The sequence below is a fragment of the Archangium minus genome, assembly GCF_044360475.1.
GTDB classification, from domain to species: domain Bacteria; phylum Myxococcota; class Myxococcia; order Myxococcales; family Myxococcaceae; genus Archangium; species Archangium minus.
This window is the reverse complement of sequence record NZ_CP043494.1, coordinates 10,220,976-10,234,240: the sequence shown is the minus strand read 5'-3', so window position 1 is coordinate 10,234,240 and position 13,265 is coordinate 10,220,976. Positions and strand designations below refer to the sequence as shown.

The window sequence follows — 13,265 nt, the reverse complement described above, 5'->3', positions numbered from 1 at the left end:
TCCCCAGTCGCCGTGAGCCCCTCGAACCTCGCCTCAGTCGCCGTTGGCCGTCCCGTCCGGGGCGAGTTCACCTATGTCGTCCCCGACGGCCTCTCCGGGCGTCTGTCGCCGGGCCAACGCATCCTCGTGCCCTTTGGCCGCAGCATGTCGCTCGGCTTCTTCCTCGGGCCCGCCGCGCCTCCTCCCGAGGGCGAGAGCGTCAAGCTCAAGCCCATCATGAAGGTGCTGGAGGACTCGCCGTCGCTCCCGCCGGACCTGATTGCGCTCCTGCGCTTCGCCGCCGAGCACTACCGCTACCCGCTCGGCGAGGTCATCAAGAGCGCGCTGCCCCCCGGGCTCACCAAGGCCGAGGAGGAGAAGGAGGCCAAGCCGGACGTGCAGGAGTTCGCCGTGGCGCTCGTCGCCGAGGCCCCCGCTGTCCTCCGTCGTGCCCCGGCGCAGTCCGCCGCGCTGGCCTATCTCCTCGCCGTGGGAGGCCGGGCCCCTATCGAGGAGGTGGCCCACGCCATCCCCGGCGCGCGTGAGACGCTGCGCAAGCTCGTCGAGCGGGGGTTCGTCCGCATCGATGAGGAAGTCATTGCCCCGGGCGTGAAGGAGGGCCTCGCGCAAGGTCGTCCCGACAAGCTCACTCCCGAGCAGGCCGCCGCGGTGTTGGAGCTCCATGCGGCCGTTGACGCCGGAGGCTTTCAGCCCTTCCTCCTCCACGGTGTCACCGGCAGCGGCAAGACCGAGGTGTACCTGCGCGCCGTGGAGCGGAACCTCGAGCGGGGCAAGGGCAGCCTCATCCTGGTGCCGGAGATCGCCCTCACGCCGCAGCTCGTGGGTCGCTTTCGCAGTCGTTTCGGCGCGGACGTGGCCGTGCTGCACTCGGCCCTCAAGGACCGTGAGCGCCTCTTCCACTGGCAGGCCCTGCGCAAGGGCACGGTGCGCATCGCCGTGGGCGTGCGCTCGGCGGTATTCGCTCCCGTGGAGAACCTCGGCCTTGTCGTGGTGGACGAGGAGCATGATCCGTCCTTCAAGCAGGAGGACAAGCTGCGCTACCAGGCGCGCGACCTGGCCGTGGTGCGCGCCAAGCAGGCTGGGGCGGTGGTGGTGCTCGGCTCGGCCACGCCCTCGCTGGAGACGCTGGAGAACACCCGTCGAGGCCGCTACCGCAAGCTGGAGCTGAAGAACCGCGTCGATGACCGGCCCATGCCCACCATCGAGCTGGTGGACCTGCGCCAGGAGCGCCCCCGCGAGCCGCTCGTGCAGGAGGAGGCGCCCATCCTCTCCGCGCCGCTGCTCGACGCCATGGCGGAGACCATCGGGCGCGGCCAGCAGGTCATCCTCTTCCTCAACCGCCGGGGCCACAGCACCTTCCTCATCTGCGAGGTGTGCGGCACCTCGGTGAAGTGCTCGGATTGCGACGTGTGCCTCACCTACCACCGCTCGCAGAACCGGCTGGTGTGCCACTACTGCGGCGTGGCCCACCCCGTGCCCGAGCACTGCCGCGAGTGCACCGGGCCGCTGCTCAAGATGGGCATCGGCACCGAGCGCGTGGAGGCCGAGGTCGCCGAGCGGATTCCCCAGGCTCGCGTGGCCCGGCTCGACAGAGACTCGGCCTCCAGCGCCGAGCGCCTCACGGAGATGCTCGCGTCCTTCGCCCGCCGGGAGATCGACGTCCTGGTGGGCACGCAGATGGTGGCCAAGGGGCACGACTTCCCCGGGGTGACGCTGGTGTGCGTGGTGATGGCGGACACCTCGCTGGCCATTCCCGACTTCCGCGCTTCTGAGAGAACCTTCCACCTTCTCACCCAGGTGGCTGGCCGCGCCGGACGCGGGAAGGATCCGGGGCGGGTGCTCGTGCAGACGTACAACCCGGAGGCAGACCCCGTGAAGCGCGTGCTCACCCACGACTTCGAGGGCTTCTCCGAGCGGGAGCTGGAGCGGCGCAAGGTGCTCGCCTGGCCGCCCTACACGCGCATGGCGGCGATTCGGCTCGAGGGCGAGAGTGCCGAGCAGACCGCCAGCGTGGCTCGATTTCTCGGAGATTTCATCGGCCGCAACATGCCTCCGGCCTCGTGGGGGGTACGCCTGCTGGGGCCGGCCATCGCTCCCATCTCACGCATCCGGGGTCGCACCCGGTGGCAGTTGCTCCTCAAGGCCCCTACCCACGCGGCGCTCGCCCCATTGCTCGCCCGGCTAGAGGCGAAGCTGGTCGACATTCCGTCCGCCGTGCGTGTCACGATCGACGTGGATCCAGCGGCCATGCTGTAGACTCGCTCCCGATTTCCAATGGCCGAATCGGTCCTCCTCGTACACGACGACATCGCCACCATCGCCACCGTGCGCCGACTGCTCGCGCGCGAGGGCTATGAGGTCATTCTCGCGACCTCCGTGGCGGATGCGCTTATTGCCTTTGGCCATCACCTGCCCGTGCTCATCATCCTGGCGCCGGGGGTGGAGAGTGGTCGCGGCCACCTCGTCCTGGAGGAGCTCGGGTTGCACCCGGACATGCGGCTCGCGCGCGTGCTGCTGCTCGGCGAGCCCGTCCCCGGCAGCGCCGCCCCGGTGGCTCCGCTGCCCCTGGATGGCTCCGGCTTCATGGAGCAGGTGGCGGCAGTCATCAACTCGCCCGCGGGCCCGGAGGCCTGGTACGCGGTGAAGGAGGACGTGGACGCTCCAGCTCCCGAGCCGGTCCCCGCTCGGTCCGGGCCGCCGGGGCTCGTCCAGAAGTCCTCCGTGTCCAGCCGCAACGCCGCGCTGGAGCACGCGCTCTTCGATGATCTGCCCAAGCCCGAAGCGGCCCGGCAGTCCCCGTCCTCCCTGGATGCCGAGGACCTGTTCTCCCAGACGGAGCAGGCGGTGGTCACGGCTGAGATCCCGCCGGTTCCATCGCTGACGGAGCAGGACCCTGGGGATGAGGCGGAGTCGCTCTTCGGCGCGACGGAGCAGGCGGTGGTGGGGTCGGGCCAGGTTCCGGTGGTGAAACCCCCCGGGCCCGACGAGGACGAGATGCGGCGCATGGAGGACGACGTGCGCCGCGAGGCTGCTGCCCGGCGGCGGTTGAAGCAGGAGGAGCCCTCGTTGCCTGTGTCGTCGGCGGGGCTCTTCGCGGGGACCCCCGCGATGGGCTCTGTGATCCCCACCATCACCGCCGTGTCTCCCGTGGAGATGGGGCCCGTGGCGGAGGTGGCGCCGGAGCCGGTCGAGCCCTTGTCCGCGCTGCCCGTGCTGCCGCCGGTGAAGGTCGTCGACATCGAGGCGGAGGCGCGTGCGGAGGCCGAGCGCCTCGCGCAGTTGGAGATCGAAGCGGCGTTGGCGCGGGAGCGGTCGGAGTCGTCCAGCAATGCCTCGCCCCAGCTCGGGGAGGAGGGGTTCTTCGATCTGGAGCCGACCCCCACGGTACGCACGGCGGCCCTTCCTCCGGAGGAGTCGGAGCTTCCGGCCACGAAGCACGCGGACGGCTCGGACCTGGAGCCCGTTCCGGAAGACGCGCCGCTGCCGTCGGAAGGCGACGCGCCGGAGGGCTGGGAGGAGCCGCACCAGGAGAGCGTGGGCTCGGACTGGTTCGACTCCGAGTCCACCCAGGCGCCCCGCAGCGAGCCGGTGAAGGCTGTGCCGGAGGCGGAGGCCCGTCCTGTGCCAAGGGGCGTGGCGGAGACCACGTCGAAGTTCCCGCTGCGGCCCGTGCCTGGGGCGGCGGGGGCGCAGGATGTGGAGTCGCTCCCAGCGGATGACGCGATCGCGGTGCTGGAAGTGCGCCTGATGCGGGCGGAGCGGCGGATCGCGCAGATTCTGTCCGAGCGAGATGGCGCCATGGCGCGCCGGCGTGAGGCGGAGAGCAAGGCGGCGGAGCTCGAGACGCTCGTGGCGGAGCTCCGGTCCTCGCTGGAGAAGCAGGCGGATGCGCCGAATGCTCGGGAGGAGTCGCTGCTGCGCGAGGTGGAAGCCGCACGCGCGAGCGAGGCGTCGCTGCGCTCCGAGCTGGAGCGGCTGAAGCAGGAGGCGTGGGCCCGAGAGGAGGCGCTGCGGAACGAGGCCGAGGCGCAGCGGACCCGGCTCACGGCGCTCGCGGAGGAGCGGGGACTCGAGGTGTCGCTGCGGCTCGAGGTGGAGCGGCAGCTGGAGGCAGCGCGGGCGCGGGAGTCGGAGCTCGAGCAGGCGCGTACCGCCGAGGCTCAGCGGCGCCAGGAGAAGGAGGCCGAGGGGCTCGAGGCGCTCCAGCGGCAGCTCGCGGAGTGGCGGGCGAAGGCCGAGGAGCAAGAGCGGCGGCGCACCGAGGCGGAGCAGCGTGCTGCGTCCGAGCTCGAGGAGTGGCGGGCGAAAGCCGAGGAGCAGGAGCGGCGGCGCACCGCGGCGGAGCAGCGGGCCGCATCCGAGGCGGAGGCGAGGGTTCGGGCGGAAGCCCAGGTGGCGGCGGAGAAGGCCACGCGAGCAGAGGCGGAGGCACGGGCTGAGGCGGAGACGAAGTCTCGCAAGGAGTGGGAGGCCCGGGCCCATGGGGAGGCGAAGGCGCGCAAGGACGTGACGGCGCGTGCCGAGAAGGAAGCGAAGGCTCGGGCGGAAGCGGAGGCGCGAGCCGAGGCCGAGTCGCGGGCCCGCGTGGAGGCGGAGGCGCGCGTCGGGGCCGCGGAGAAGGCCCGGGCGGAGGCCGAGGCCCGTGTGGCCGCCGAGAAGAAGGCGCGAGCGGAGGTGGAAGCACGCGCGCGCTCCAACGCGGATTCGCGTGTGCAGGCGGAGATGAAGGCCCGCACCGACGCGGAAGCGCGGGCCGACGCGGCGGACAAGGCGCGCTCGGAGGCGGAAGCGCGAGCCGAGGCGGAGTCGCGGGCTCGGGCCAAGGCGGAAGCACGCGCTTCGAAGGCGGAGCAGGAGCGCACCGAGATGCTCGGGCAGGCCGAGGAGCTGGAGCGGGCCCGTGTGGACGCGGAGACGCGTGCGGCGACCGCGGAGCAGTTTCGCGTCGAGCTGGAGGCCCGGGTCGAGCGCGCGGAGAAGGCGCAGACCACGTCGGACGAGCAGGCTGAAGCGCTGGAGCAGGCCCGGGTCGACGCGGAGACGCGAGCCGCCAACATGGAGCGGCTGCGGGTTGAGATGGAAGCCCGGGTCGAGCGCGTGGAGAAGGCTCGCGCAGCCCTGCAAGCCCGCGCCGCGGAGGAGAAGCAGGCACGCACCGAGGCAGAGGAGCGAGCCGAGGCCGCCGAGCAAGCGCGCGCCGAGGCCCAGGCCCGGGTGGAAGCGGAGTCCCAGGCACGCGAGGAGCTGGAGGCGCTGCTCACCCGCCAGGTTCGTGAGGCGCGGGAGGAAGCGGAGCGGCTCGCGCGGACGCTGGCCCAGGAGCGCGAGGAGCGGGAGTTCCTCTCTCAGGAAGTGGAGCGGCTCGAGGCCGCGAGGGCCCAGGCGGAAGAGGAGTCGGCCGAGCGGCTTGCTCGCGCGGAGCGTGCCCGCCGTGAAGTCGAGGAGAAGGCCTTGCGCGAGGCCGAGGCGACAGTCGCTCGGGTGCGCGCGGAGACGGACGCGGCCCTCGCGAAGGCCCGCGCTGAGGCCGAGGAGATGGCGTCTCGGGCCCGAGCGGCGATCGTCTCCATCCAGGTGCCCGGTCGGTTCGAGGTGGACATCCCTCGCAGTGGCAGCGTCAACCAGGAGGGGCTCGCGCGGCTCGTCACCCGGCTCCAGGAGGCGCGTGCCCAGGTGCGCCTTGAGCTCAAGGTGGCCGGGGCGCTGCGCATCCTCTGGTTGAAGGACGGGGCGCTGGTGGGCGCGGTGTCCTCCGCTCCCGACGAGTCGCTCGTGGATCGCGCCCGGGCGGATGGGCTCATCGACGCGCGCCAGGAGAACGAGCTGCGTCTGGTGCGCAGTGCCTCCACGGGGGCGCTCATCGACGCCCTGCGCGGACGCGGCTACTTGCGGGAGAACGAGGTCGTCCCGCTCGTGCAGCGCTACACCGAGCAGGTCGCCCTGGACGCGCTGGGGGAGTCCTCCTCGCTGTACCGGCTCACCGAGGAACCGCCGCCCCACGAGGTGGCCCTTGCTGCCTCCACGCGGCCACTGCTGCACCTGCTGGCCGAGTCCCTGCGCAATGGCGTCTCCGCGGACTCCCTTGTGGAGGCCGCGGGCGGCTTGCGTGCGGTGGTCGTCCGGGGCGAGCCCGAGCCCTCGCCGGAGGCCTTTGGGCTGTCCTCGCGTGAGCTGCGGCTCCTGGAGGACGTTGATGGTGAGCAGTCGCTCGAGCAGCTCCTGCTCGGTGCGGGCATGCCCCAGGACAGCGCCCTCAAGGTGCTCGCGGTTGCGCGCGCCCTGGGCCTCGTCACCCTCCGGCCCGCCCCGACGGTCTCCTCCGAGCAGGAGGCTCCGGGCGAGCTGGACGTCCGCCGGCTCGAGTCCAAGTTCGAGGAGATTCAGGACGCGGACTACTTCACCGTGCTCGGGCTCTCGCGTGGCGCGGGCAGCGAGGAGGTGAAGCGTGCCTTCTCGTTGTTGGCCGCCGAGTTCCACCCGCTGCGCTTCGCGGGCCACCCGGATCCGGCGCTTCAGCACCGCGCTCAGCAGATCTCCAACGCCCTGTCTGAAGCGGCCCGGGCGCTGGCGGATGATCGGCTGCGTGAGGAGTACGCCCGGAGTCTGTTGGACTGAGCGGCGGCGGCGTGCCGCCGGCCTGTCTCACTTCACCGAGACCTTGAAGGGATTGGACTGGGCGACAATGTCCTTGCCGACGCGCACGGTGAGCACGACCTGTCCACCCTGTTTGTCGAGGACGACCTCTTCCTGCCGCACGCCCTGGCTGAAGGCGTTGCTCAGGTTCGGGCTGACGCGCCCCTTGTTGGAGGAGATCTGCACCTGGCCCGTGAAGTCGGCTGCCTTGGGGCCCTCTGCCCGCAGGGTGATGAGGAAGGGGACGCCGCGGACCTGATCCGCAATGGGGTCAATGAGGAGTCCGGTGAGCTCGGGGTCGGTCGACGTGCCACCCCCCTGGTTGGGGTTCCCGGTTTGGGGACTCAGCTCGGGTGGAACGGGGAGCACCGTGATCCCCTGGGCCTGGAGTGACTCGTTTCCGTCCTCCAGCTCCAGCCGGACTTCCTGTGGACCGGCCGGGAGGTCCGTGGGGACGGTGGCCCGGAGCATCCCCGTCTGCTCCAACTGGGCGACGGTCACCTGCTTCCCGCCGATCATGATGGTTGGCAGCACCACGGTCGCCGTCCGCCTGCCGTAATCCACCTTCACGGGGAGTGGCGCGTCCAGCTCCAGGGTGATCGTCGACGCCTCGCCGCTCACCACCTCCTCGGGCTCGATGGAGACGATGTTCGGTGGGGGCGACGAGTAACTCCCGCAGGCGCAGAGCAGGGAGGCGGACAGCAGTGCGATCTTCCGGAGCACGGCGAATTCCTCCTGAACCCACCTACCGGGGAATCCGGACCGGCTCAGTGTGCTCCTCCTCTCACCCGTTGGTAAAGACGCTCGGTGACTTTTTCGTCACAGCCCTCACTGTAAGGCGCCGGATTTCTCGAAAATCGAGAGCACGGTTCGCACACTGGCTCGAAGGGCAGGGACCCCTGCCTGATCGGATGACGGGCGGGGCACAGGGGGGACTCGGGGCGGGTTGCCCGTCCGTTTTCAGGGAGTTAAGAGGGGCTCCATGGTTCGTGAAATCCTCATCTGGCCCGATCCCATCCTGAAGCAGAAAGCCAGGCCGGTGGCCCGGGTAGACGACTCCATCCGCACCCTGGTCCAGGACATGTTCGAGACCATGTACGCCGCCGATGGCGTGGGGCTCGCCGCGCCGCAGGTGGGCATCCTGCAGCGGGTCATTGTGCTGGACACCCGTCCGCGCCAGCCCGAGTCCCAGCCGCTGGCGATGATCAACCCGGAGATCATCGCCCTGGAGGGGAAGACGACCTACACCGAGGGTTGCCTGTCCATCCCCGGCGAGGCCGAGGACGTGGATCGCGCCGCGGTGGTGACGGTGAAGTTCCTCGACCCCGAGGGCCGTGAGCAGACGCTGACGTGTGACGGGCTGCTGGCCATCGCGGTGCAGCACGAGACGGATCACCTCAATGGCACCGTCTTCGTGGACCACGTCTCCACGCTCAAGCGCGAGCTCATCCGCAAGCGGATGAAGCGCGTCAAGGCGTCTCGCGAGGACCGGCTGTCGGTCTAGTCGTCACGCCCTTTCTGGGGCAGAGGTCCGCCACAGGGCAGCGCTCGCACGCGGGCGCCCGGGCGAAGCAGGTCCTCCGTCCGTGCCAGACCAGGAGCTGGTGGCCCTTGGCCCACCGCTCCGGCGGCAGCAGGGCCTGCATGTCCTCCTCCACCTTGTCCGGATCCTCGTGGCGGGTGAAGCCCAACCGGTACGCCAGCCGCTTCACGTGGGTGTCCACCGGGAAGGCGTCATCACCCCCCAGGTGGATGCACACCACGCCGGCCGTCTTGCGACCCACGCCGGGCAGTTGCTCCAGCGCAGCGCGGGAGTGAGGCACCTCTCCGCCGTGCTCCTTCACCAGCGCCTGAGCCGCCGCGATGATGTTCTTCGCCTTGGCGCGGTACAGCCCACATGACTGGATGAACGGCTCCACCTCGCCGACCTCCGCCTGGGCGTACGCGCGTGCGTCGGGGAAGCGCTGGAAGAGGGCGGGGGTGACCAGGTTGACCCGCTTGTCCGTGCACTGCGCGGAGAGGATGACCGCCACCAGCAGCTCCAGCGGGGTGCGGTAGTCCAGCTCGATGCGCACGTCTGGCATGGCGCGCTCCAGCCGCTCCAGTACCTCCACCGCTCGCTTCCGTTTCGACTCCACTGTCTCGCGTGCCACGCGACCGCTGTATGCCAGACCGACCTGTGACGTAAAGAGGTTTCCACTACCTCCCAGGGCACCCCGGCGGAGTGCTCCTCCAGGGGCCAGGCTGCTCGGCGCTGACTCCGAGCCCGTTCCGTTCCGGACACTGACGAGGCGTGGGTCCACCTGCACTCGGGGGCTGGCTGGCTGATTCGCGGGACGTTGGTAGACTGGGCCACGCCTTGCGCCGTCTTGCCTCCCTCCTGCTGCTTGTCTTGTCGGCGTGTGCCGCCCCTCGCGCGCGCGAGAAGATGAGCTTCGACGAGCTGTATGCCGAGGACACGTCGCCTTCTGCCGACGGGGTGTCCTTGGCGGGTGCGTCCCAGCAGGGCGCGGGCCAGGGCACGCGTCGGACGAAGAAGGCCGAGCCGCTGCTGGACGCTCCGGCCTCGATGGAGTTCCGAGCCGCGCTGGCGGAGTTCGCCACACAGGCACGCGCCTCGCGGGTGCAGGTGACGCGGGGCAGTGCCATGCCGCGCGAGCAGGCGGACAACTGGCGGCGGATGAACGCCACCCTGGACGCCTTCCTCCGGCAGTCTGCGCGCAAGACGTCCTCGCTGGACGTGGTGCGCGCCCGGGTGACGCTGGAGGCCGAGCTGGAGGAGGACGCTCGCGCCTACGGGGACATCCCCGGGGACCTGGCCGACGCGGTGCTCGCCCGGGTGGACCTGCTCGCGGTGCGCATGGCCGAGCTGCGTCGCCTGCAGCTCAAACCTTCGAAGAAGCCCCTTCACTTCACCTGGCCGGTGGACCCCGTCATCATCACCAGCGTCTTCGGCAGCCGGGTGCACCCCATCACCGGCAAGGAGCGGGATCATCTGGGCCTGGACCTGGCGGCGAAGCGGGGCCAGCTCGTCTCGGCCGCGGCGCGGGGCGTGGTGATCCGCGCCGGGTGGAACGGTGCCCATGGCAACCAGGTGGTCATCCAGCACGATGGGGATGTCACCACCCGGTACAGCCACCTGTCGCGCGTGTTGGTGACGCCGGGCGAGGTGGTCGAGCCGGGCGACGTGGTGGGCGCGGCCGGCAAGACGGGCCTGGCCACCGGCGTGCACCTGCACTTCGAGCTGTGGCGCGAGGGCGAGCCGTGTGATCCGCTCGACGAGCTGGGCCCCACCGAGTCCGGAGAGGAGCCCGCCTTCGTGCGGCACGAGCAGCATGACGTTGGAACGAGAAAGGGGCGCCGTCCCATGCTCGGACGACGCCCCCATTGAGGTCGGAGCGCGCTCGCGGGCCTACGCCGCCTACAGCGAGTTCTTCAGCTCCTTGGCAGGCCGGAAGCCGATCGTCTTCGAGGCCTTGAGCTTCATCATCTCGTTGGTCTGCGGGTTGCGGATCTTCCGCGCCTTGCGAGAGCGGACCGACCAGGTGCCGAAGCCGGGGTAGCTGAAGCGCTGGTCCTTCTTCACCGCCTTGCCGATGTTGGCGAAGACGATGTCGAGAATCTCCGCCGCCGACTTCTTCGTCAGCCGCGACTGCGCCGCCACCACCTCCACGAGCTCTGCCTTGGTCATCCGCTCCTCCATGCCGCGTTGAAATGCGAAAGCCCAAGGTTGGTAACAAATCGCTCTTTTGTCTGTCAATGCTCGCAAACCGTTGCGAGGCCGGAAGATCGGCCTGCGCGCGATCCGCGAGGAATTTGACGGCTCGCCCGGCTCCTCTAGAGAGGAGGAGCAGGTTCCGCACGGGTCCTCTCGCCTCGAGGCTTGAGGCCCCTGGATGTGTGGATGTGATCGATTGAAAGGGTTTTTCTTCGTTATTTCGATCACTTGCGTGGGTATTGCTGATCCAAACGGGCAGGGAAGGCTGACAGGTAATAGTGTGGGCGATCGAATGCTTCGCTGCCTGCTGATGATCGCCTGCCTGACGTTTGCATCCTGCCGCGCCCCCGCCGCGGTGATCGCCCCGGAGGCGTCCACCGGATGGACGGAGGTCTGGGTGGAGGGGGCCCGTCAGGGGGCCGGAGATGGCTCGCGGGAGCGGCCCTTTTCCACGCTGGTGGAAGCGTTGGCGCGCGCGGCGGACGGCGGTCGTCCGCTCCGAGTTCACGTGGCGCCGGGACGCTACCGAGGCCCCTTTATCCTGCCCGCCGGGTTGGAGCTGGTGGGGGCAGGGGAGGGCTCGGTACTGGAGGGGGAGGGAGCAGGGCCCGTGGTGCGGGCTCCGGAGGGCGCCGTCTTGAGGGGCGTGGCCATTCAGGGGGGGAGCTGGGGGCTGGAGGCGGCCAGGGAGGTGCGACTGGCGGCGGTGCGCTTCAGCGGCCAAGGCACAGGGGCGGTTCGGGTGGAGGCGGGGCACCTCTTGGTGGAGGAGGGTGTGTTCGAGTCCGGGGGAGCAGGGACGGTAGGGGTGATGCTGGTGGGGGGCTCGCGCGGGGAGGTGCGGGAGGGAACATTCACTGGAGCCTTCCGGCGGGGCGTGGAGACACGGGATTCAGACGTGGAGCTGGAGTCCGTGCGGTTTCGGGGGCCGCTGACAGCGCTCTACCAAGCGGGGGGACAGGTGCGGCTGCGGCACGCGGCGGTGGAGGACGGGCCCGAGGTGGGGCTCTTCGTCCAGCACGGCACGCTGCGGCTCGAGGACGTCACCGTCACGGGGCACGAGTATGGCCTTCAGGGCCTGGATGCCACGCTGGAGGCGCGCGGCTTCACCTCGGTGCGAGCCGTCCGGGCGGGTGTGGCGCTCATCGGCTCGCGAGGGGTGCTGGAGGACTCGGTGGTTCAGGGCAGTGGTGGCTTCGGAGCGGTGTCGCTGTTGGGCTCGGACATGGTGGTGCGTGGCCTCCGAGTGGAGGGGGCGGATGCATATGGCATCTCGGCCACGCGCGGACGGCTTCGGCTCCAGCGGACGCTCATCACCCGGCTGACGACGCGCGAGGGAGACTCCGGTGATGGGCTGCACCTGCGCGACGTCGAGGTGGAGGTAGAGGGGCTCGTAGTGCGCGACGTGGCGGGCGCGGGCGTGCTGGCGGCGCAGGGCGCGCGGGTGGTGCTGCGCGACGTGTCGCTGGAGGCGTGCCGGGAGGCCGGAGTGTGGGCGGAGACGCTGGCGCGGGTGACGGCCGAGGGCCTGGAGGTGCGCGGCTCCGGCGGGCCCGCGCTGGTGGCTCTCGAGGAGGGGGTGCTGCAGGTGGACGCGCTCACGGCGCGGGACAACGCCGGGGGGCTCGTGGTGGCCGACTGCCAGGGGGCCACCGGAGTGAGGCTGGGCCGCGTGGTGGGGCAAGGCCCCGGTCAGGTCGCCGCGGAGCCCGGAGCGAAGTGTGTGGTGGTGGGGGCCTCGCCTTGAGTCTCGCTCTGGGGGGACTCGGAGACGGGAGTGGCGTGGGCCACCAACCAATTGCGCACCTCGGGTTGGATTTCGAGCGGTGCGCCCGTGCCGAAGAGCAGATCTCCGTGTCCGTAGTCCATCTTGTCGCCGCGCTGGCAGCCAAAGATGTGCAGCGTCTTGTCCTGTGAGCCGATCAGCTCGTACTGGGCACGCAGGTTCTTCGCCGAGGCCAGCCGGTCCGCGCTTCCGCCCATCACCATCACCGGGAGGGAGAGCTGCGCCAGTCCCGCGCGCCAGTCCACGCTCCCATCGAAGGAGCGGAAGGCGTCATGGTCAATCCAATCCCGGAACTGCCGGAGCACGCTGCGGCTCATCGACGCCATCATGTTCGCGTAGACCTTGCGCTGGATGGGCGGGGGGATGTGCTTCGGGTTGATGATGACGTCGGACAGGGGAAGGGTGACGTAGCCCAGGAAGGGGGCCATGGTGCGGCTCAGCCACTCGTTGCGGAAGCCGCGAGGCCACGAGGCCCGGGTGCCGATGTGGATGAGCCGGCGGATGAGGGGATCCGGCGGAAAGAAGACCGGTGAGCCCAGCGCGAGCAGCCCCGCGAGCTTCGCGCCCGCGGGCCCTTGCGCCACCGCGTAGCCCACGAGTCCTCCCAAGGAATGACCCACCCAGAAGGCACGCCGGGCCCCTGTCTGGGCGAGCGCCAGCTCGATGAGCGCGGGCCCGTCCAGGGTGACCAGGTCATCCACCGTGACGTCTGGCCAGCGGCGGCCGCGGGGCGGAAGACGCGAGGCGCCGATGCCGCGCCACTCCACGCTGAAGCAGTCGAAGCCGGCCTCGGTCAGGGCGTGGGCCAAGGAGTAGGGTGGCTCGAAGTCGAAGGTGCAGCGGTTGGCGGCGAGCCCATGACACAGCAGCACAGGCTCCTCGAAGCGCCGGTGCGCGGCGCGCCGCACGTAGACGGTCAGCTCCCAGCCGTCCTGGCAGCGGACCCGCAGTTGCTCGGGGGGAGTCGTGCGCAGGCGATACCACCAACGCACACCCAGCACCCACAAGGTGTTCGCACCCACCAGGGCGAGCACCGCGAGCAGTACCCATAGGGTCCAACGCACTGCGTCCATCAGCCCTCCACGAAGAACGGGCAAATAAAACCCTGATATGGTCCGTTCTCCCCCG

9 protein-coding genes are annotated in these 13,265 nt (G+C 70.4%); 5 read left to right on the top strand and 4 right to left on the bottom strand.

The window, feature by feature from the left end; genetic code table 11:
• Positions 1-12: 12 nt before the first annotated feature.
• Both priA and F0U60_RS41855 read left to right on the top strand, forming a co-directional pair.
• Entirely contained in the window at positions 13-2,256 is a 2,244-nt protein-coding gene (priA, locus tag F0U60_RS41860; protein WP_395808427.1) for a primosomal protein N', read from the top strand.
• Between the two features lie 18 nt (positions 2,257-2,274).
• Complete coding sequence (locus tag F0U60_RS41855) at positions 2,275-6,615, top strand: hypothetical protein (protein ID WP_395808425.1); 4,341 nt, start codon at positions 2,275-2,277, stop codon at positions 6,613-6,615.
• Between the two features lie 27 nt (positions 6,616-6,642).
• On the opposite strand, the gene F0U60_RS41850 is transcribed toward F0U60_RS41855, so the two are convergent.
• Positions 6,643-7,356, bottom strand: coding sequence for a hypothetical protein (locus tag F0U60_RS41850; protein ID WP_395808423.1), 714 nt, complete (start codon positions 7,354-7,356; stop codon positions 6,643-6,645).
• Between the two features lie 259 nt (positions 7,357-7,615).
• Between F0U60_RS41850 and def the strand changes: the two genes are divergently transcribed.
• Positions 7,616-8,137: a peptide deformylase gene (gene def / locus F0U60_RS41845; protein WP_395808421.1), complete on the top strand. Its 522-nt coding sequence runs from the start codon at positions 7,616-7,618 to the stop codon at positions 8,135-8,137.
• On the opposite strand, the gene nth is transcribed toward def, so the two are convergent.
• Entirely contained in the window at positions 8,103-8,786 is a 684-nt protein-coding gene (nth, locus tag F0U60_RS41840) for an endonuclease III (protein ID WP_395808419.1), read from the bottom strand. The genes def and nth overlap by 35 nt on opposite strands.
• Positions 8,787-8,992: 206 nt before the next feature.
• Here nth and F0U60_RS41835 point away from each other — a divergent pair, with 206 nt between their 5' ends.
• Positions 8,993-10,024: a M23 family metallopeptidase gene (locus F0U60_RS41835; RefSeq protein WP_395808417.1), complete on the top strand. Its 1,032-nt coding sequence runs from the start codon at positions 8,993-8,995 to the stop codon at positions 10,022-10,024.
• A 30-nt stretch (positions 10,025-10,054) separates the two neighbouring features.
• Here F0U60_RS41835 and F0U60_RS41830 read toward each other — a convergent pair whose 3' ends face one another.
• Complete coding sequence (locus F0U60_RS41830; RefSeq protein ID WP_108073827.1) at positions 10,055-10,324, bottom strand: HU family DNA-binding protein; 270 nt, start codon at positions 10,322-10,324, stop codon at positions 10,055-10,057.
• Between the two features lie 319 nt (positions 10,325-10,643).
• On the opposite strand from F0U60_RS41830, the gene F0U60_RS41825 reads away from it, so the two are divergent.
• The gene (locus F0U60_RS41825; protein ID WP_395808414.1) at positions 10,644-12,098 is read left to right on the top strand and encodes a hypothetical protein; all 1,455 of its coding nucleotides are present in this window, start codon (positions 10,644-10,646) and stop codon (positions 12,096-12,098) included.
• Here the strand turns inward: F0U60_RS41825 and F0U60_RS41820 are convergent.
• Positions 12,044-13,210: an alpha/beta fold hydrolase gene (locus F0U60_RS41820; protein WP_395808412.1), complete on the bottom strand. Its 1,167-nt coding sequence runs from the start codon at positions 13,208-13,210 to the stop codon at positions 12,044-12,046. The genes F0U60_RS41825 and F0U60_RS41820 overlap by 55 nt on opposite strands.
• Between the last annotated feature and the right edge of the window lie 55 nt (positions 13,211-13,265).